Genomic DNA, 19,351 nt, shown 5'->3' on the forward strand with positions numbered 1-19,351 from the left:
TCACCGCTGCCTTGGATCGAGCGCGTCGCGCAGGCCGTCGCCGATCAGGTTGAACGACAGCACCACGAGGAAGATCGCCAAGCCCGGCCAGATCGCCATCCAGGGCGCGTTGGTCAGGAAGCGCTGCGCCGCGTTGAGCATGCTGCCCCAGGAGGGCGATGGCGGCTGCTGGCCGAGACCGAGAAACGACAGCGCCGCTTCGGCGATGATGGCAGCCGCGATCGACAGCGTCGCCTGCACCAGAAGCGCGGGCAGGATGTTCGGCAGGATGTGAAACAGCGCGATGCGCCAGGGCGGGTTGCCGATCGCGCGCGCAGCCTCGACATAATCCTCGACCTTGACGCTCAGGGTCTGGCCGCGGGTCAATCGGATGAAGACCGGCGTCGTCGAGATGCCGATCGCGATCATGGCGTTGCGCAGGCTGGGTCCCAGAAAAGCGGCAAGCGCAATCGCAAGGATCAGGAACGGGCAGGCCAGCATCGCATCCGTGATCCGGCTGATCAGCGCGTCGATAAAGCCGCCGCGATAGCCGGCGAGAAGTCCAAAGGGCACGCCGATCGACAGCGCGATCCCGACTGAAATCGCGCCGGCCACCAGCGAGGCACGCGCGCCAAAGACGACGCGGCTGAGGACATCACGGCCGAGCTCGTCGGTACCGAACCAGTGCAAGGCAGACGGCGGCTTGCGCACCAGCGCCCAGCTGGTCGCGACGGGATCGTAGGGCACGATCCATGGCGCCAGCAGCGCGAGGGTGACGAAGGTCGCAATTACGACAAGTCCGACCACCGCACCCTTGCGGGCAAACAGCCGCCGCAGCGCCCGCCGTGCCGGCGTCTCGAAATCATCGCGACCGGAAACGACGGCGGCTGTGAGCGTGGCGTCGGCCATCGTCAGCTCCTCAGCCGCGGGTTGACGAGGATGTAGGCAATGTCGGCAACCAGGTTCAGGGTGATGTAGATCGTTGCCGTCACCAGCACGACGCCCTGAACGACGGCATAATCGCGGTTGAACACGGCGTCGACGATCAGTTTGCCAAAGCCGGGGATTGAAAAAATCTGCTCGGTCAGCACCGCGCCCGACAGCAACGTGCCAAGCTCAAGCGCTCCGAGCGTGATGATGGGCGTCAACGCATTGCGCATGGCGTGCTTGAGAATAACGGTGCGTTCGGAAAGGCCCTTGGCGCGGGCGGTGCGGACGTAGTCGCTTTCGAGCACCTGCAGCATGGCGCTGCGGGTGTGCCGCATCAGGATCGCCGCAATGGCATTGCCAAGCACGAACGCCGGCATGATGGTGGAAGCAAGGCTCGCGCGCCAGTTCTCGGCGAGGGGAACGTAGCCCGACGCCGGCAGCCAGCCGAGCTTGATCGAGAACAGGAAGATCAGCATGATCCCGAGCCAGAAATTCGGCGTCGAGATGCCCCATAGCGCAAACAGGTTGGCGCCGTAATCCCAGGCCGTGCCCTTCTTCACCGCCGAGATAATGCCGGCGGGAATGCCGATCAGGAAAGCGATCAGGATGGCCATCGCGGCGAGCTGCATCGTCACCGGCAGCTTCTCGGCGATCAGTTGACGCACGGGGACCTTGATGCGCAGGGACTCGCCGAAGTCGCCGGATGCGACGCCTTTGACCCAGTAGAAATATTGCACCGGGATCGGCTGATCGAGCCGATACTGCTGGCGGATTTTTTCGATCACGGCGGGATTGCGTTCTTCGCCCGCCATGACCAGCGCGGGATCGCCGGGCAATAAATGCTGCAACAGAAAGATCAGTACCGACACGAAGAACAGTGTCGGGATCAGTTGCAGAATGCGTTTGCCGAGAAAATTCAGCATGGTCGGACGCATTTCCCGGGCGCATCGCACCGCTGTCGCGCTGCACCGCATCCGGGACACGAGACCATCGCCGTGACCTTGTTCACTTCAGCTTCAGCCCGATCACGCGGACCAGCCCGTCCGGCATCGGCCGGTATCCTTCGAGCTTGGTCGTGTGGGCGATCAGGAGCTTGCGATGATAGAGATAGATGATCGGCTCGTCCTTGAGCACCTGTCCCGTCACTTTTTCGTAGATCGCTTTACGCTGCGCGGGATCGCTGGTCAGGCGCGCGTCTTCAAAGCCTTTGTCGACATCCGGGTTGGAATAGACGCCATCGTTCTGCGGCGCCTTGCTGTGCAGGAAGACGTAGGAGTTCCCGTCGGGATCGATGCGGCCGCTCCAGCCGATCAGGAAGGCCTGAAACTCGCCGGCCTGCGCCTGCTTGAAGGAGGTCGCGAATTCAATCAGGCGGATCTTGAGGTCGAAGCCGGCCTCAGTCGCCATCGATTGCAGCACCTGGGCAACCTGTTCGTTCTCCGCGCCCTTGGGCACCATCATGTCGACGCTGACGGGCGGAGTGACACCCGCTTCCTTCAAGAGCGCCTTGGCCTTTTCGACATCGCGTTTCGGGACCGGAAATGTCTTTTGATAATAGGGATGCTCAGGGCTGACCCATTGGTTGCCGGGCACGAACTCGCCATTGAAGACAACCTGGTTGAGCGCGTCGCGGTCGATCGACAGGTCGAGCGCCTGGCGTACTTTGGCAGACTGGCTGAGGCCGCCTTTGTTCTTGTCGTTGCCGATGTTGAGCGTGAGACCAAAATAGCCGAGTTCCAGCGCGGACGAGAGCTTTAGCCTCGAATCGGCGCGGACGTCCTTGATGTCGGTGGCCAGCACGCGCTCGATCAGATCGAGCCCACCCGATTTAAGATTGGCAAGTCGCACCGTGGCATCGACGATCGGCAGATACACAATACGGTCGATAAAGACGTTGTCCTTGTTCCAGTAGTCGGCGAATTTCTCGAAGACGATACGGTCCTGCTGCACGCGCTCGACGAACTTGTAGGGTCCGGCGCAGACCGGATGCAGTCCGAACTTGTCGCCTTCTTCTTTGGCAGCTTTGGGCGAGACCATCATGCCGGCGCGGTCGGTGAGCTGCGCGATCAGAGGCGAGTAAGGCGTTTTCAGCACAAGCTTGATCGTCAAGGGATCGACCACCTCGACATGATCGAGTGCGGCGAGCTCAGGCTTGCGGAATGAAACCGGCAGGTTGAGGTGACGGTCGAGCGAGAATTTTGCGGCTTCCGCGTCGAACGGCTCGCCATCGTGAAACTTGACGCCGGGGCGCAGCTTGATCGTGACTTCCTTGCCGTCGGCGGAGGTCTCGTGTGACAGCGCGAGCTGAGGCACGATATTGAGTTTCTCGTCGATGTCGAACAGCTTGTCGCAAAACGCCGCAAACACGATGCGGCCGACATAGGTCCGTGCGGTGGAGGGATCGAGCGCGTCGGGATCCTCGGCAAGGCCGATCCGTAGCGTGGTCTGGGCCTGCGAAACCACTCCAAGTGAGAGCAGCATCGCTGCTGCCAAGGCTACCAAACGCATCGTCTTCATCGGACGTCTCCATTGACACCGTACGCAGCCGCTCTCGTCGCGCTCGCCATATTAACCCCGAAATCTCGGTTCGCTTCCGTCCTGCCGATTGAAAGCTGCGACCAATCGTTCCAGCGCCGGTGAAAAAGCGCCGTCGCTCGGAATGATCGCATCAGGAGCCGGCAATTCATCGGCGCGATGGCACGCGGTGAGGTGTCCCGCCGTGCTCGGCAACAGTTGCGGCGCCTCGTCCTTGCAGCGCTCGATCGCATAGGGGCAGCGGGTATGAAAGCGACAGCCGGACGGCGGATCGATCGGGCTCGGCATCTCGCCTTCGAGCACCATACGGCTGCGCTTTCCTTGCGGCCGGGGCACGGGAATGGCCGACAGGAGTGCGCGGCTATAGGGGTGACGCGGCGAGGCGAACAGTGTCTCGGTGTCCGCAGTCTCGACAATATGGCCGAGATTCATCACCGCGACACGGTCGGCGATATGCTTGACCACGGCGAGGTCGTGCGAAACGAAGATATAGGCGAGCCCAAGCCGCTGTTGCAGTTCGCGCAGCAGATTGAGGATTTGCGAGCGGATCGAAACATCGAGCGCCGAAACCGGCTCGTCGCAGATGATCAGCTTTGGCTCGACCGCGAGCGCCCGCGCAATCGCGATGCGTTGCCGCTGGCCGCCGGAGAACTCGTGGGCGTAACGCCGCGCCGCACGCGGTTCCAGTCCAACCAGCCGCAACAGCTCCTCAACGCGTTCGCGGCGTCGCTCGCTCGGGACGAGATCATGCAGCACCAGAGGCTCGGCCAGAATTTGCCCAACGGTCATTCGTGGATTGAGCGAGGCATACGGGTCCTGGAAGATGATCTGCGCATCGCGGCGGAAGGCGCGCAGTTCGTTCGCGTTCATCGCGAGAAGATCGCGGCCTTCGAACCGGACTTCGCCTTGATCCGGCTCGATCAGGCGCAGCACGAGGCGACTCACGGTCGACTTGCCACAGCCGGATTCGCCGACCAGCGCCAGTGTCTCGCCGGCATCAACTGTGAAAGAGACGCCATCGACCGCCTTGACGAAGGCTGCCGGCCGCCCGAACGGGGTGCGCGCGGCGACGAAGTGCTTGACCAGATTGCTGACTTCCAAAAGGGCTGTCATGACACCAGCCTTTCCAGCGGCGCCCGAACACAACGCGACCAATGGCCAGGACTGACTTGCGCGAAGGGCGGCGGGGCGGCGGTGCAGGCGCTTTCGACGAAAGGACATCGCGCGGCGAACCGGCAACCCTTCGGAGGCGCGCTCATGTTCGGAACCATGCCCTCGATGGTCGCCAGATGCGAGGTCCGCTGATCGAGGCGTGGGATCGAGCCAAGCAGACCAACGGTGTAGGGATGTTGCGGGCACGCGAACAGCTCGTCGACATCGGCGCGTTCGACGACTTCGCCGGCATACATCACCGCGACCTCGTCGCAGACCTCGGCAACGACGCCGAGATCATGGGTGATCAGGATGATCGCGGCGCCGCTATCTGCCTTCAGCTCCCGCATCAGGTCGAGAATCTGGGCCTGCAAAGTGACGTCGAGCGCGGTGGTCGGCTCGTCGGCGATCAAGAGGCGCGGATCGCAGGCCAGCGCCATCGCGATCATCACGCGCTGGCGCATGCCGCCCGACAGCTTGTGTGGGTATTCGTCGATCCGCCGCTCGGGCGAGGGAATATGCACCCGGCGCAACAGTTCGATCGTGCGCTTGCGCGCGGCGCTGCGGCTTCCGCCGCGATGGCGGAGAATGGACTCCATGATCTGATCGCCGATGGTGAGGCTCGGATTGAGCGAGGTCATCGGCTCCTGAAAGATCATCGCGAGGCGATTGCCGCGCAGGTCGCGCCTGACCTGATCGCGCACATCGAGAAGATCGAAGCCGTCGAAGCGGATCGATCCTGTCACCTCGGCGGATTGCTTCGGCAACAGCCCCATGACCGCGAGCGATGTGACGCTCTTGCCGCAGCCGGATTCTCCGACGAGGCCAAGCGTCGCGCCGCGCGCGACGGCAAGATCGACAGTGTCGACCGCATGCGTGGTGCGGCCGTCATCGCCGCGAAAGGTGACGCGCAAATCCCTGATCTCGATCAGCGGCGCATCGGTCATTGCTGGCTTTCGACGGCTTTGGCAATGCCAGCGTCAATGACGGCGCGATCGGTGATCCCGGCCGGGTATTTGCGGCTCGGCAGGTATTTTCGAAAATGCACCCAGCGCTCGCGGCTCACGGATTCCAGCCGTTCGAGTTCAGCGAGCGGATCGCTGTGGTCGTCAACACGCAGGTCAAGGTCGGACCATTCCTCTTCGCCGTAAATCAAAAGCGCGGCTGATTGCCTGCCGCGCTTGTCGCCGCCCGCCAGTTCGCCCGCGCGCATGGCAGCGATCAGGCGCTGTGCAAAAGGCATGCCGATGTTGGCAACATAGGCCTTCGCCGTATCGTCCAGAACTCGCGCGGCGGCCAGCATGTTACCTGCAAGCGAAAACCCGTCACCTTGGAGATGTCCGCACCAGTCGACACAGTCCTTGCCGGTGTGCGCGGCAATCCGTCCCCTGGCGTCCATGATGTGGATCTGCCGGCTTTCATGTCCGGCGTCAGATGCAATGAGCGTTTCGATGATCTCGCGAGGCGCGTGTCCCTCGCGAAGCAGCCTGAGGCCGTCGATGCCGTAGTAAGGATTGGTCAGCGCCTGCGTGGCGATCCCGCCGATTTTGGGCGCGATGTAAGGGACGCGCGCGCCGACCGCGAAGAATTTCGTGGCAACCGCTATTCCGATCTGGCCGGTGGCATTGTCTTTCGCAATGATCGACCAAGTCATGGGTTTTAACGTCCGGCGGCGTAGCCCTGCATGCCGCGGGCGTTGGCGGCGGCACGGCGGCGGCGACCGATTTTGGAAGCGGCGGTCAGACGGCCCTCGGACCAGTCCGGACCGATCTCGACGATGTGACCACGTCCGCGCAGGTTTTCGACCGTCGCCTTTGGCACGCGGTTCTCGACCACCATCACACCGGGCCGCGAGGTGCGCGGCCAGAACGAGATCGGGAAATGCTCGGAGTGCCAGGCCGGCGCGTCGATCGCTTCCTGCAAGTTCATATTGGCATGGACGTGCCGAAGGAAGAATTGCGTGATCCATTGATCTTGCTGGTCGCCGCCGGGCGAGCCCCACGAGAGATACGGCTCGCCGTCACGCAGCGCCATGGTTGGTGAGAGCGTTGTGCGCGGGCGCTTGCCCGGCGCGAGCGAGGCGGGGTGGCCTTCCTCGAGCCAGAACATCTGCGCGCGGCTGCCGAGGCAGAAGCCGAGTTCGGGGATCACGGGCGAAGATTGCAGCCAGCCGCCGGACGGCGTGGCGGAGATCATGTTGCCGGCCTTGTCGATGATATCGAAGTGAACGGTGTCGCCGTTGACCTCGCCCATCCGCCCGACCGTGGGTTCGCCGGCGCCCATGGCGCCGACCGCTTCGCGGCTTCCTTCCTGACGGCGCAGCTTCACCACGCCGCCAAAACCTTCCACCGAGCCCGGAATGAAGTCGAGCGAGGCCTTGTCCGAAATCAGCTTGCGCCGCTCGTTGTTGTAGGCGTCGGACAACAGCGTCGCGATCGGCACTTCCGTGAATTTCGGATCGCCGTAGAATTTCTCGCGGTCGGCATAAGCGAGCTTGGCGCATTCGATCTGGGTGTGGATGAAGTCAGGCCCCGCGGGATCGAGACCGTCGAGCTGAAAGCCTTTCAGCAGCGCAAGCTGCTGTAGCATCACCGGGCCCTGGCTCCAGACGCCGGCCTTGCAGACCGTGTAGTTGCGGTAGTCGTAGGTCAGCGGCGCTTCGATGGAAGGCTGCCAGCGCGCCATATCGTCGGCGGAGAGCACGCCGCGATGTGGCGAGCCGCTCACATCCATCACCTCCTGGGTGCGGCAGAATTTGTCGATCGCTTCCGCCACAAAACCCTTCGACCAGGCTTTGCGCGCGGCCTCGATTTGCGCCTCGCGGTTGCCGCCAGCACTCTCGGCTTCTTTGAGGATGCGGGTATAGGTCTCGGCGAGCTTCGGATTGGTGAAGATCGCGCCGGGCTTCGGCACCTCGTTGTTCGGCAGATAGACCGCAGCCGATGTCTGCCAGTATTTGCGGAACAGTTGCTCGACGATTTGAATTGTTGCGGCCGCGCGTTCAAGGAACGGATAGCCGTCGCGGGCATAGGCAATTGCCGGTTCCAGCACATCGCGCAGGCTCATGGTGCCGTAGTCGCGCAGCAGCAGCATCCAGGATTCGAAGGTGCCGGGAATGCAGGCCGCAAGCAGCCCGGTGCCGGGCACCATTTCCAGCCCTTCGCTCTTGTAATGCGCGATGGTCGCACGGGCCGGCGCGGGGCCCTGGCCACAGATCACCTCCGTGCGCCCGCGTTTGACGTCATGAACGATGATCGGCACATCCCCGCCGGGGCCGTTCAGATGCGGCTCGACCACCTGAAGCGTGAAGGCGGTCGCGACGCCGGCGTCGAAGGCGTTGCCGCCTTTTTCCAGGATAGCCATGCCGACCGCTGACGCAATCCAGTGGGTGGAAGTCACCACGCCGAACATGCCCTCGATTTCGGGGCGGGTGGTGAAGGGATTGGGATTGATGTGGCCCATGGGGATCCGTGATTTTTTGCTTTTATTGAATTTGTGGGGCTGCAATTGACCACAGCCGGAGCGCGCTGCCAACTAGTGGTCCAATTCTAACATTCGCATCCCTTTTTCGGCCGGCACTTTTGCGAATGTTAGAATTAAAGGACCACTAGCAAATATCAGTTTCTAGTGGAGTTTTGGATTTGACATTCGCTTGACGAGCCCCCGGCCAGATGGGGTAGCGAATGTCAAATCCACTCCACTAGCGGTCTTCGGCCTGAGATGTTGTCATCATACGCCGACTTCTGCTTTCGCGGGGCTATTCACGGCGTGGCAGGCCACCCCGTTGACCAGTTTGGGCGCCTCGCGTCGGCACAGATCGAAGGCCAGGGGGCAGCGCGGGTTGAAGGCGCAGCCGGCAGGCGGGTTGATCGGGTTCGGGATCTCGCCTTTGACGGGAATGCGCTGGCGGCCGGACATGGCGAGGTCGGGTACCGCGCCAAGCAGCATTTTGGTGTAGGGCATTTTCGGCATCGCAAATAATTCGCGCGATTCCGCGATCTCGACGACGCGGCCGAGATACATCACGCCGATGCGCTTCGCCATATGCCGCACCACGGCGAGATTATGGCTGATGAAGAGGTAGGTGAGGCCGAACTTGTCCTGCAGGTCGCGCATCAGGTTGAGGATCTGCGCCTGCACCGAAACGTCGAGCGCCGAAGTCGGCTCGTCGCACACGATGAACTCGGCTTCGGAAGCGAGTGCGCGCGCAATCGCAATGCGCTGGCGCTGGCCGCCGGAAAATTCATGCGGAAATTTCCAGCCGTCATCGGCATGCAGGCCAACGAGGCCAAGCAATTCGCCGACTCGCGCGCGAATGTCGGGTTCGCTCTTGATCAAATCGAAAGCGCGGATGGGTTCTGCTATGATGGCATCGACCCGAAGCCGTGGATTGAGGCTCGCATAGGGGTCCTGGAAAATCATCTGGATGCGGCGGCGCAATTGCTGCCGCGCTTGCGCCTGGCGCGGATCGGTCATCGAGACGCCGTCGATGACAACGTCGCCTGAGGTCGGCGGCAACAACCCGACCACCATGCGCGCCACCGTAGTTTTGCCCGAACCGGATTCACCGACCAGCGCAAAGGTCTCGCCTTTGGCGATGTCGAAGCTGACGTCGTCAACCGCCTTCAGGAATTCGAGATGTCCGCCCTCGAGCACGCGATTGAGCCACGGCTTTGAGACATCGAAGACGCGTCTTAAGTTTTTTGCTTCGACAAATGGCTTTTCCGTCATGCCGCCGTCTCCGCCGGTGCGGCATCGTAGAGATGACAGGCGACCGCCTGTGTGCCGTGAGCGATCGGTTCCGGCCGCTCGCTGCGGCAGCGATCGAATGCGAACGCGCAGCGTGGATTGAACGGGCAGCCCGGCGGGATCGCCGACAGCCGCGGCATGCTGCCGGGAATCTGGACCAGACGCGGCGTGTCGCTGGCAAGCGTCGGGATCGCGCCCATCAGGCCCTTGGCGTAGGGGTGCAGCGGATTTTGCACGACGTCGTGCACCGGGCCGATTTCGGCGATACGGCCGGAATACATCACCGCGACGCGATCGGATGTTTCGGCGATCACGCCCATGTCGTGGGTCACCAGCATCACCGCGGTGCCGTGGTCACGCCCGAGGCGCTTGATCAAGGCGATGATCTGGGCCTGCACCGAGACGTCGAGGGCCGTGGTCGGCTCGTCGGCGATGATCAGTTCCGGCTCGGCGCAGATTGCCAGCGCAATGACGACGCGCTGGCGCATGCCGCCGGAAAATTCGTGCGGATAGGAATCGATGCGCTTTTCGGGGGCGGGGATGCCGACCTCGGCGAGCAGATCGATAGCGCGCCGTCGCGCAGCCTGCTCCGACAGATTGGTATGGGTGCGGATGGTCTCGACCAGCTGATCGCCGATCCGATAAAGCGGATTGAGGCTCGTCAGCGGGTCCTGAAAAATCATCCCGATCCGCTTGCCCCGGATGCGGCGCATCTCTTCGGGAGGCAGATTGTCGATCCTAAGGCCCGAGAGATGGATTTCGCCGCCGGCGATCCGACCGGGCGGGTCGATCAGGCCGATCACGGCAAGTCCGGTCACGGATTTGCCGGCGCCGGATTCGCCGACCACACCTAACACCTCGCCCTTGGCGATATCGAAGGAAATGCCATCGATCGCGCGCAGCGTCTGGTGGCGGGTGGCGAATTCGACCCGCAGGTTACGCACGGAAAGAACGGGTTCGCTCATCGGAGTTTCGGGTTGAGGGCGTCGCGCAGCCAGTCGCCGAGCAAGTTCACGGATAGAACCAGTGCCGCAAGCGCGATGCCCGGGAAGGCCACGATCCACCATTCGCCGGCGAACAGATAGTTGTTGCCGATGCGGATCAGGGTGCCGAGTGAAGGCATGGTGTCGGGCATGCCGGTGCCGAGAAACGACAAGGTCGCCTCGGTGATGATGGCGAGCGCGAGGTTGATGGTCGCGATCACGAGAATCGGACCCATCGCATTGGGAAGGACATGGCGCAGCATGATGACGGGCGCGGGCAGGCCGATCAATTGCGCGGCCGCAACATAGTCCTTGTTCTTTTCCACCATGACCGAGCCACGCACGGTGCGCGCATACTGCACCCAGAAGCTCAGGCCGATCGCGAGCACCAGCACGACAAGCATGCTCATGGCGTCCAGCCGGTTGCCGAACAGGGAAATGGCGATCCCGTTGATGAGAAGCGCGATCAGGATGGCGGGGAAGGTGAGCTGCACGTCGGCGATGCGCATGATCACGGTGTCGATGACGCCGCCGAAATAGCCAGCGATCAGCCCAAGCGCGATGCCGAGCACGCCGGAAAACACCACGCCCAGAATGCCGACAACAAGCGAGATGCGCAGACCATAAAGAATGGCCGAAAGAACATCGCGGCCCTGCTCATCCGTGCCGAGCAGGAACGGGCTCTGGCCGTCCGCCATCCAGAGCGGCGCGATGCGCGAATTCATGAGCTGAAGCTGGCTGGGATCGAACGGATTCTGCACCGCGATCAAGGGAGCCGCGATTGCCAGCAAGAAGAACAGCAGGGTGACCACTGCGGCAACCATCGTCAGTTTTGAGCGGCGGAACGAATAGAAGATGTCGCTGTCGAGTGCCCGGCGGATGAGACCCGCTGTCGGCGGGTTCGATACGGCTTTGTGGGGAAGGGCGGCGTCGGTCATATCAGTTCTCTTACGCGGGGCGGCCGACGGTGGCGCGCAGGCGCGGATCGACCACCGTATAGAGCACATCCACCACGAGGTTGATGGTGACGAAGATCAGCGACACCATCAGCAGATACGCCGCCATGATCGGGATATCGACATTCTGCACGGCCTGCACGAAGAGAAGCCCCATGCCGGGCCACTGAAAGACGGTTTCGGTGATGATCGCAAATGCAATAACCGAGCCAAATTGCAGGCCCGCCACCGTGATAACGGGCACGAGCGTATTCTTCAGCGCATGGCCGAAATGGATGGCGCGTGTCGTTAGCCCGCGCGCGCGGGCGAAGCGGATGTAGTCCGTGCGCAGCACCTCTAACATTTCGGCACGCACCAGCCGCATGATCAGCGTCATCTGGAACAGGCCGAGCGTGATCGACGGCATGATCAGGGCTTTGAGGCCTGAAACCGTCAGAAGGCCCGTGGTCCACCAGCCGAGCTTGACGACTTCGCCGCGGCCGAAGGAGGGGAGCCAGCCCAGCGTCACGGAAAACAGATAGATCAGGAGAATGCCGATCAGGAAGGTCGGCAGCGAAATGCCGATCAGCGAGATCGCCTGGAACAGTTTTGCAAGGAAGCTGTCGCGCCGCAGCGCCGAATAGACCCCCATCAGGATGCCGAACACCAGCGCCAGGATAGTGGCACAGGTGGCGAGCTCCAGCGTCGCCGGCATCCTCTCTTTCAGAAGATCGGCGACAGGCAGGCGGAACTGGTAGGAGACGCCGAACTTGAATTGCGCGGCATTGGCAAAATAGCGCAGGAACTGCACGGCGACGGGATCATCTAAGCCGAGCGATTTCCGGATTTCCATGCGCTCGGCTGCGGACGTATCGATCGAAACGATCTGGCTCACGGGATCGCCGACAAAGCGGAACATCGAGAACGAGATGATCCCGACGGCGATCATGACCCCGATCGCCTGAATGGCCCGGCGAAGCGTGAAAGCCAGCATTTCTTTCCTTCACTTCGTTGTGTCGGTTGCTCGGTGGTAACGCCTGAAACGACAAATCCCGGAAGATAACTTCCGGGACGTCACATGTCGTCAAACGCTATTCCTGCTTTGTGGCCCAGTAGAACAGGACCTGATTGTCGGCGCGCTGGGTGATTTTCACCTTTTTCGAAACGCCCCAGGCCAGAGACTGCTGATGCAGCGGGACATAGCCGTAGTCCTTGATGCCGAGCTCGAAGGCCTGCTTGATCATCTGGTCGCGCTTGGCCGTATCGGGCTCGACCAGGATCTTGTCGGTGAGTGCATCGAGGTCCTTGTTGCAATAGCCGCCGAGATTGGCCTCGCCGCGCGTCGGCTGCTTGGGATCGTGGCAGCCCATGATGTCGTAGAGCACGTTGTGGGAATCCATCGAGGCCGGCGTCCAGCCCAGGAGATAGAACGAGGTCTGGTAGCCGCCGGGCTTGAGCACCTTGCCAAAATACTGCGCCTTGGGTTGCGCCAGCAGGTTCACCTTGACGCCGATGCGCGCAAGCATGCCGACCACGGCCTGGCAGATATCGGCATCGTTGATGTAACGGTCGTTGGGACAGTCCATCGTGACTTCGAATCCATCGGGATAGCCGGCTTCCACCATCAGTTTCTTGGCGGCTTCCGGATCGGCCTTGGGCCGCACGAAATCCTTCGACAGCGGGAACAGCTGCGGCGCGACCATCAGCGCTGACGGCGTCGAGAGCCCGCGCATCACGCGCGTCTTGATCAGGTCGACGTCGATCGCCTTGTAGAAGGCCTCGCGGACGCGGATGTCCTTGAAAGGGTTCTTGCCCTTGATGTTGGAATAGAGCAACTCGGGACGTTCCTGATCCATGCCGAGGAAGATGGTGCGCACCTCGGGTCCGGTCAGGACGGTTGCATTGCCGCCGGCATTGACGCGGGCAATATCCTGCGTCGGCACCGGTTCGATCACGTCGACTTCGCCCGACAAAAGTGCCGCGACGCGCGTCGAAGCAGATGCGATCGGCGTGAAGACGATTTCCTTGATGTTATGTTCTGGTTTGCCCCACCAGTTCGGATTGACCTTGAACACGGTCTTCACGCCGGGCTGATGGCTTTCGATGATGAAAGGGCCGGTGCCGTTCTCGTGCAGCGAGGCATAGCTCGGCGTGGTCGCTGAAGCCGGTGTCGGCGCGACGGAATTGTTTTCCTCGCACCATTTCTTGTCCATGATGAACCAGCCGTCCCATTGCGAGGTCAGAATGGGATTGGGCGCGTCGAGTTTGACGTCGACCGTGTAGTCGTCGACCTTGATGAACTTCGCATCGGCGGGAACGTTGGTGAGGAAGTTCGAGCCCTTGGCGCGGACCCGCTCGGCGGAAAAGATCACGTCATCGGCGGTGAAGGGGTCGCCGTTGTGGAATTTGACGCCCTTGCGCAGGTGAAAACGCCAGTGCGTCGGCTCGAGAATTTCCCAGCTTTCAGCCAGCGCCGGGGCGATCTTCAGGTCCTTGTCGCGCGTGACCAGCCCCTCATAGACATGGGCGTGGTGGGCGATGGTCGTGGTTTCCTTGAGCGTATAGGGATCGAGCGATTTGAGCTCGCCCTGGTTGGCGTAGCGTATGGTCTGGCTTGAGGCCGGCACGGCGGCAAAGGCGACAATCGAAAGTGTGGCCGTTGCAAGCAAGATCTGACGTAACGGCATTGGTGAACGCTCTCCACGCTGGTGTACATTTCGCGCATGCAATAAAGATGCCCGGTCCATGTTGCCAGAGTTTGCCCGCCACGCAAAGGCGGTTTGCTCTGGCTGCTATGGCCTGCGGGCATTGTGTCCGACCTAAGTTTAACGCCGGCTGCTTTCTGGATCGCGCCGAATAAGAGGGATGATCGATGGCGGAACCGAAGGCGGACGTTCTGGTGCTGGGGGCCGGCATGGTCGGCGTCAGCGCGGCGCTGCACCTGCAAAAGCTCGGGCGCGACGTCATTCTGGTCGACCGCCGTGAGTATGCTGGCGAGGAGACCAGCTATGGCAATGCGGGCGTGATCGAATGTGCTTCGGTCTTTCCCTATATGTTCCCGCGTGACGTCAGCCAGATCGTGCAATATGCGCTGAACCGCTCGCCGGCGGTGCGCTACCGCATGTCGGATCTGGCCGATTTCCTGCCCTGGATTCTGCGCTACTATCTCGCGTCTTCGCCCGATAAAGCGAAGCAGAGCGCGATGTCGGTGTTGCCGCTGATCCGGCAGAGCCTCATCGAGCATGAAGCGTTGATCGCGGAAGCCGGCGTTCCTGAGCTCTTGCGCCGCAGCGGGTGGCTCAAGCTGTTTCGATCGGAGAGAAGCCTCGCCAATGCGGCGCGCGATGCCGAGCGGGCAGGCCAGTTTGGTGTGCCCAGCGAGGTTCTCGACGCCAAATCGATCGCCGCGCGCGAACCGCATCTGACCGGCGACTTTGCCGGCGCCGTCCATTTTCCGACCCCTGGATTCATCGCCGATCCCGGCGCGCTCGCCAAGGCCTATGCGGCGCTGTTTTTCCGCAAAGGTGGACGCTTCGTCGTCGCGGACGCGCGAACGCTGACCCAAGAAGGGGGCGGCTGGCGCGTCAATGGGGCATCCGCGCGCGAGGTCGTGGTGGCGCTCGGCCCGTGGTCCGATCTGGTCTTCCGTCCGCTTGGTTATTCGTTTCCGCTTGGCGTCAAACGTGGCTATCACCTGCATCTGAAGGCCAATGGCAACGCGGTGCTCAACCACCCGGTGCTGGACTCTGATCTTGGCTACCTGATCGCGCCGATGAACCAGGGCATCCGTCTGTGTACCGGCGCCGAGTTCGCCCGGCGGGATGCGCCGCCAAGACCCACTCAGGTGGAGCAAGCCTTGCCGAGGGCGCGCATGCTGTTTCCCTTGGGCGAGGCCGTCGAAGCCAAACCCTGGATGGGTGCAAGGCCGTGCCTGCCGGACATGCTGCCGGTGATCGGCCAGGCGCCGCGCCATCCGGGGCTCTGGTTCGATTTCGGCCATCAGCACCACGGGCTGACGCTCGGTCCCGTGTCCGGCCGGTTGCTGGCGGAGATGATGACGGGCACGACGCCGTTTGCCGATCCCCGTCCGTTCGCCACCGGCCGCTTTGGTTAAGCATATTCGCCGCCGCCGCTCGGACGGCTTGCTCCCGTGGCCGTCGCGGCGATAGTGTAAGCTGGGCAGTCGAAAGCATTGGGAGCGCGCATGAAAGTTAATGTTGAAATCGACTGCACGCCGCTTGAGGCGCGGCAGTTTTTCGGGCTTCCGGATGTCCAGCCGATGCAGACGGCGGTGATGGATAAGCTGCAGAACCAGATGCTCGACAACATCCAGAAGGTTTCGCCCGAAGCCTTGATGCAGAGCTGGCTTTCGTTTGATCCGAAATTTGCCGAGCGGTTCACCGACATGTTTGCGGCCATGACCGGTCTTGGCACCACGCGGACGTCAGACAAGAAATGACGCCATCGCCTGAGGGAAGCGAACCGGCGCGCAAGCCGCTTCGTCCGCCCGGGCTCGGCCTGCTCCTGGCCGAGATGCGCGGCATCTTCGAATTCAACGCCAGCCTGATGACGGCGCCGTTGTTGCTGCGCGCGCCGAGGGGCGACGGCCATCCGGTGCTTGCGCTGCCGGGCTTTCTCGCCAGCGACCTCTCGATGGCGCCGCTGCGCCGCTATCTGACCGAGCTCGGATACGAGCCCCATGCCTGGCAGATGGGCCGAAACCTCGGCGGCGTCACGCGCCTGCGTTCGGCGTTGCGCGAACGGCTTGCCGAAATCCATGCGAACTCCGGCCGCAAGGTGTCGATCGTCGGCTGGAGCCTTGGCGGCGTCTATGCGCGCGACCTCGCGCTCAGCGCGCCCGACATGGTGCGCTATGTCGTGACGCTGGGAAGTCCGTTTGCCAATGATGTGCGGGCCACCAATGCGACGCGGCTCTACGAAGCATTGTCGGGTGAGGTGGTCGGCGAGGATCCTCAATTCGTTAACGCGATCGGCGGCGATCTCCCGGTCCCGACAACCTCGATCTTTTCGCGCGCCGATGGCGTGGTGAACTGGCATACATGTTTGTTGCGTCCATCGGCCACGGCGGAGAATGTCGAGGTCTACCTCGCGAGCCACGTCGGCCTTGGCGTCAACCCGGCGGTATTGTGGGCGGTTGCCGACCGTCTGGCCCAGCACGAAGGTCAATTCAGCCAATTTGACCGATCGGGGCCCTTTGCCATTGCATATGCGCCACCGGAACGGGCACAATCCTTCAAAAGTTAACCGGATTGTCTGAACGCAAGAACAAGAAACGCCATTCAAGGCGCTGCGTAACTGCTCGCGGGAGGAGCCTATGAGTGACGCCAGGAAACTGTCGGCCATGGACGCGTCGTTTCTCTATCTGGAAACGCCGGAAATGCCGATGCATGTCGGAAGCATGGCGATCTTCCGCCTGCCAGACGGTTACAAGGGCGACTTCTTCGAAGACTTCAAGGCGATGATCGCCTCGCGCCTGCACATCGCGCCGATCCTGAAAGCGCGACTGGAAAAGGCGCCGCTCGACATCGATCATCCATCATGGGTCGAGGATGACCAGTTCGACATCGACCGTCACATCTTCCGCGCCAGCCTGCCGGCGCCGCGCGACCGCGCCACGCTCGAACGCATCGTCGGCTGGATGCATGCCAAACTGCTCAATCGCGCCCGCCCGCTCTGGGAGTTCTATGTCTTCGAAGGCATGAAGGACAACGAGATCGGGCTCTATTCCAAGATGCACCATGCCTGCATCGACGGCGGCGCGGGGGCGGCGCTCACCAACATGATCTATGACGTGACGCCGGTACCGCGGAAGATCGAGCCGCCGACCGAGCGCGCCAGGGTTGGGCAGGAGCCGCGCGACATCGCGGCCAACCTTCTGGATTCCTACCAGCAGCTTTGGCGCGAGCCGTTCAATGCGTCCGCGGCCGCCAAGAGCATCGAGCTGCCGCGGTCCGGCAAGAGCGATCTTGGCTCGATCCTGTTCGACAATGCGATGTTCCAGATCGAGAACGCGGTGAAATTTGCCGGCAACGTGCCGACCCTGCTCAAGGGCGTTTCGGAAGTCGTTGGAAAGATCACCGATCCGAAGTCGCGCGACAGCATTGCAAGCATGCTGTCGCCGCCGACCATGCTCAACAAACATATCTCCTCCGAGCGCAGCTTTGCCGGCGTCTCCATTCCGCTCTCCCGGGCCAAGGCGGTTGCGAAAGCGGCCGGCGGCAAACTCAACGACGTCGTTCTGGCGATTTCGAGCGGCGTGGTCCGGCGTTACCTCGTCGAGCGTGGCGCGCTGCCGTCAAAGTCGATGACGGCGGCCGTGCCGATCTCGTTACGTGAAGAGGGCAACACCGACGCCAACAACCAGGTGTTCGGGATGATTTGCTCGATTGCAACCAACGTCGACGATCCCAGAGCACGACTTGAGACGATCATCGCGCAATCCACCAAGTCCAAGGAGATGTCCCATCCCTTGCGTGCCTTGATGCCCCAGATCCAGAACGTCTCGATGCTGGGTGCGCCGATCTTCGTCCAGATTCTTTCGCTGCTCTACAGCCGTTCCAGTCTCTCAGACGTATTGCCGCCGGCCGCCAACATCACGGTGTCGAACGTTCCCGGACCGCGGCAGACGCTTTATGCGGCGGGCGCAGAGCTCTTGCACATCTTCCCGGTGTCGATCTCGACCCACGGGCTTGCGCTCAACATCACCGTGCAAAGCTACCGTGACCAGCTCGATTTCGGCTTTATCGCAGGCGCCAATATCATTCCGCATGTTCAGCTCTTGTGCGACATGCTGCCGGAGGAATTTTCCGCGCTTGAGGCGGCCTTCGCGCCGCCGCCCGCCGACGTCAAAGGCGCGGCCGAGTAGAGCTAGTACCGCCGATCTGAAGTCCCTGCATTCCAAGCGGCGGGTTCAACCAGGGATTTCAGATCGATAAAGCGGTACTAGAATCGATAAGTTTGCAAGTGCCCATGACTTTCCGAAGTTCGTGAAAGTGGGTGCTGCGATGGAGCACGAACTTCGGAAAGTGGGCACGCGCCATGATCGAAATGCCGCCGCTGCAATTCGCGCAAGTCAACGGGATTCGGATGGGCTTTTACGAGGCGGGCCCGAAGTCCGACGCGCCGCCGGTCATTCTCTGTCACGGCTGGCCGGAGATTGCGTTCTCGTGGCGCCATCAGATCAAGGCGCTTGGCGAAGCCGGCATTCGCGTCATCGCGCCGGACCAGCGCGGCTATGGCGCAACGGACGCCCCTGAGCCGGTCGAAGCCTATGATCTGGAGCATCTGACCGGCGATCTCGTCGGCTTGCTCGATCATCTCAAGATCGACAAGGCGATCTTTGTCGGCCACGACTGGGGCGGCTTTGTCGTCTGGCAGATGGCGCTTCGGCATCAGGGCCGCGTCGCAGGCGTCGTCGGCGTCAACACACCGCATTTTCCGCGCGCGCCGATCGACCCGATCGAACTGTTTCGGAAGCGGTTCGGCGACAGCATGTATATCGTGCAGTTTCAAAATCCGGCGCGCGAGCCGGACAAGATTTTCGGCAGCCGTGTCGAGCAGACTTTCGATGCCTTCATGCGCAAGCCGCTGCCCCGCAAGGAGGCCGTACCGCCGGAGCCCGCGACCGCCGGCGTCGGCGCGTCGAGCAAGTCCAATCTGGCCTTTCCGCAGATGATCGCAGCCTACGACGCCAAATACGATCCGCGTACGCCGATCCTGTCGGCGGAAGAAAAGAAAGTCTTCGTCGATACCTTCAGGCGAACCGGCTTTACCGGCGGCATCAACTGGTATCGCAACTGGACGCGAAACTGGGAGCGCGCGGCCGAACTCGACCATACCGTGCGGGTGCCAGCGCTGATGATCATGGCGGAGAACGATGCGGTGCTGCCGCCGTCGGCCACTGAGGGCATGGAAAAACTGGTGCCCGATCTGGAAAAGTACCTGGTGCGGGACAGCGGACATTGGACGCAGCAGGAAAAGCCGGAAGAGGTCAGCGCGAAACTGATCGAATGGCGGCGGAAGCGGTTTGGCTGAGAAACGTCATTGCGAGCGAAGCGAAGCAATCCA

Annotated in this window: 17 protein-coding genes; 5 read left to right on the plus strand and 12 right to left on the minus strand. The window is 62.2% G+C overall.

Going from position 1 to position 19,351, the window contains the following annotated elements; all coding sequences use genetic code 11:
* The 12 genes from VFB05_RS08500 to VFB05_RS08555 form a co-directional block, all read right to left on the minus strand.
* Window positions 1-888: an ABC transporter permease gene (locus VFB05_RS08500; protein ID WP_325010987.1), complete on the minus strand. Its 888-nt coding sequence runs from the start codon at window positions 886-888 to the stop codon at window positions 1-3.
* Window positions 889-890: 2 nt separating this feature from the next.
* Window positions 891-1,832: an ABC transporter permease gene (locus tag VFB05_RS08505; RefSeq protein ID WP_325010989.1), complete on the minus strand. Its 942-nt coding sequence runs from the start codon at window positions 1,830-1,832 to the stop codon at window positions 891-893.
* Between the two features lie 82 nt (window positions 1,833-1,914).
* Window positions 1,915-3,426 carry an ABC transporter substrate-binding protein gene (locus VFB05_RS08510; RefSeq protein WP_325010992.1) on the minus strand — a complete coding sequence of 504 codons (1,512 nt, stop codon included), beginning with the start codon at window positions 3,424-3,426 and terminating at the stop codon, window positions 1,915-1,917.
* A 51-nt stretch (window positions 3,427-3,477) separates the two neighbouring features.
* A complete protein-coding gene (locus VFB05_RS08515) occupies window positions 3,478-4,557 on the minus strand; it encodes a dipeptide ABC transporter ATP-binding protein (RefSeq protein WP_325010994.1) in 1,080 nt (359 codons plus the stop codon).
* On the minus strand, window positions 4,554-5,543 hold the full coding sequence (locus VFB05_RS08520; RefSeq protein WP_325010996.1) for an ABC transporter ATP-binding protein: 990 nt from the start codon (window positions 5,541-5,543) through the stop codon (window positions 4,554-4,556). The genes VFB05_RS08515 and VFB05_RS08520 overlap by 4 nt, the downstream gene beginning before the upstream one ends.
* A complete protein-coding gene (locus VFB05_RS08525; protein ID WP_325010998.1) occupies window positions 5,540-6,250 on the minus strand; it encodes a DUF1028 domain-containing protein in 711 nt (236 codons plus the stop codon). The genes VFB05_RS08520 and VFB05_RS08525 overlap by 4 nt, the downstream gene beginning before the upstream one ends.
* A gap of 5 nt (window positions 6,251-6,255) precedes the next feature.
* On the minus strand, window positions 6,256-8,058 hold the full coding sequence (locus VFB05_RS08530) for a gamma-glutamyltransferase family protein (RefSeq protein WP_325011000.1): 1,803 nt from the start codon (window positions 8,056-8,058) through the stop codon (window positions 6,256-6,258).
* A gap of 267 nt (window positions 8,059-8,325) precedes the next feature.
* On the minus strand, window positions 8,326-9,327 hold the full coding sequence (locus VFB05_RS08535) for an oligopeptide/dipeptide ABC transporter ATP-binding protein (protein WP_325011002.1): 1,002 nt from the start codon (window positions 9,325-9,327) through the stop codon (window positions 8,326-8,328).
* Window positions 9,324-10,310: an ABC transporter ATP-binding protein gene (locus VFB05_RS08540; RefSeq protein WP_325011004.1), complete on the minus strand. Its 987-nt coding sequence runs from the start codon at window positions 10,308-10,310 to the stop codon at window positions 9,324-9,326. Before VFB05_RS08540 ends, VFB05_RS08535 begins: the two co-directional genes overlap by 4 nt.
* The gene (locus tag VFB05_RS08545; RefSeq protein ID WP_325011006.1) at window positions 10,307-11,266 is read right to left on the minus strand and encodes an ABC transporter permease; all 960 of its coding nucleotides are present in this window, start codon (window positions 11,264-11,266) and stop codon (window positions 10,307-10,309) included. The genes VFB05_RS08540 and VFB05_RS08545 overlap by 4 nt, the downstream gene beginning before the upstream one ends.
* 10 nt (window positions 11,267-11,276) lie before the next feature.
* The gene (locus VFB05_RS08550) at window positions 11,277-12,257 is read right to left on the minus strand and encodes an ABC transporter permease (RefSeq protein ID WP_325011009.1); all 981 of its coding nucleotides are present in this window, start codon (window positions 12,255-12,257) and stop codon (window positions 11,277-11,279) included.
* Window positions 12,258-12,354: 97 nt separating this feature from the next.
* Window positions 12,355-13,950, minus strand: a complete 1,596-nt coding sequence (locus tag VFB05_RS08555; protein ID WP_325011012.1) for an ABC transporter substrate-binding protein — start codon at window positions 13,948-13,950, stop codon at window positions 12,355-12,357.
* 185 nt (window positions 13,951-14,135) lie between these two features.
* On the opposite strand from VFB05_RS08555, the gene VFB05_RS08560 reads away from it, so the two are divergent.
* From VFB05_RS08560 to VFB05_RS08580, 5 genes are all read left to right on the plus strand, one after another.
* Complete coding sequence (locus VFB05_RS08560) at window positions 14,136-15,377, plus strand: FAD-dependent oxidoreductase (protein WP_325011014.1); 1,242 nt, start codon at window positions 14,136-14,138, stop codon at window positions 15,375-15,377.
* Window positions 15,378-15,467: 90 nt separating this feature from the next.
* Window positions 15,468-15,722 (plus strand): DUF6489 family protein, encoded by a 255-nt coding sequence (locus VFB05_RS08565; protein ID WP_325011016.1) that lies wholly within the window; start codon window positions 15,468-15,470, stop codon window positions 15,720-15,722.
* Entirely contained in the window at window positions 15,719-16,528 is an 810-nt protein-coding gene (locus VFB05_RS08570; RefSeq protein WP_325011018.1) for an alpha/beta hydrolase, read from the plus strand. The genes VFB05_RS08565 and VFB05_RS08570 overlap by 4 nt, the downstream gene beginning before the upstream one ends.
* A 70-nt stretch (window positions 16,529-16,598) precedes the next feature.
* Window positions 16,599-18,149, plus strand: coding sequence for a wax ester/triacylglycerol synthase family O-acyltransferase (locus tag VFB05_RS08575; RefSeq protein ID WP_325011021.1), 1,551 nt, complete (start codon window positions 16,599-16,601; stop codon window positions 18,147-18,149).
* Between the two features lie 173 nt (window positions 18,150-18,322).
* The gene (locus VFB05_RS08580; protein WP_325011023.1) at window positions 18,323-19,318 is read left to right on the plus strand and encodes an alpha/beta hydrolase; all 996 of its coding nucleotides are present in this window, start codon (window positions 18,323-18,325) and stop codon (window positions 19,316-19,318) included.
* Window positions 19,319-19,351 lie beyond the last annotated feature (33 nt).

The organism is Bradyrhizobium sp., from assembly GCF_035652035.1.
Lineage (GTDB): Bacteria > Pseudomonadota > Alphaproteobacteria > Rhizobiales > Xanthobacteraceae > Bradyrhizobium.

Coding starts and splice junctions, on each gene's coding strand:
- VFB05_RS08580 (WP_325011023.1), top strand. CDS start 18,323: ATGATCGAAATGCCGCCGCTGCAATTCGCGCAAGTCAACGGGATTCGG.
- VFB05_RS08550 (WP_325011009.1), bottom strand. CDS start 12,257: ATGCTGGCTTTCACGCTTCGCCGGGCCATTCAGGCGATCGGGGTCATG.
- VFB05_RS08555 (WP_325011012.1), bottom strand. CDS start 13,950: ATGCCGTTACGTCAGATCTTGCTTGCAACGGCCACACTTTCGATTGTC.
- VFB05_RS08510 (WP_325010992.1), bottom strand. CDS start 3,426: ATGAAGACGATGCGTTTGGTAGCCTTGGCAGCAGCGATGCTGCTCTCA.
- VFB05_RS08565 (WP_325011016.1), top strand. CDS start 15,468: ATGAAAGTTAATGTTGAAATCGACTGCACGCCGCTTGAGGCGCGGCAG.
- VFB05_RS08535 (WP_325011002.1), bottom strand. CDS start 9,327: ATGACGGAAAAGCCATTTGTCGAAGCAAAAAACTTAAGACGCGTCTTC.
- VFB05_RS08545 (WP_325011006.1), bottom strand. CDS start 11,266: ATGACCGACGCCGCCCTTCCCCACAAAGCCGTATCGAACCCGCCGACA.
- VFB05_RS08500 (WP_325010987.1), bottom strand. CDS start 888: ATGGCCGACGCCACGCTCACAGCCGCCGTCGTTTCCGGTCGCGATGAT.
- VFB05_RS08520 (WP_325010996.1), bottom strand. CDS start 5,543: ATGACCGATGCGCCGCTGATCGAGATCAGGGATTTGCGCGTCACCTTT.
- VFB05_RS08525 (WP_325010998.1), bottom strand. CDS start 6,250: ATGACTTGGTCGATCATTGCGAAAGACAATGCCACCGGCCAGATCGGA.
- VFB05_RS08505 (WP_325010989.1), bottom strand. CDS start 1,832: ATGCTGAATTTTCTCGGCAAACGCATTCTGCAACTGATCCCGACACTG.
- VFB05_RS08530 (WP_325011000.1), bottom strand. CDS start 8,058: ATGGGCCACATCAATCCCAATCCCTTCACCACCCGCCCCGAAATCGAG.
- VFB05_RS08575 (WP_325011021.1), top strand. CDS start 16,599: ATGAGTGACGCCAGGAAACTGTCGGCCATGGACGCGTCGTTTCTCTAT.
- VFB05_RS08540 (WP_325011004.1), bottom strand. CDS start 10,310: ATGAGCGAACCCGTTCTTTCCGTGCGTAACCTGCGGGTCGAATTCGCC.
- VFB05_RS08560 (WP_325011014.1), top strand. CDS start 14,136: ATGGCGGAACCGAAGGCGGACGTTCTGGTGCTGGGGGCCGGCATGGTC.
- VFB05_RS08570 (WP_325011018.1), top strand. CDS start 15,719: ATGACGCCATCGCCTGAGGGAAGCGAACCGGCGCGCAAGCCGCTTCGT.
- VFB05_RS08515 (WP_325010994.1), bottom strand. CDS start 4,557: ATGACAGCCCTTTTGGAAGTCAGCAATCTGGTCAAGCACTTCGTCGCC.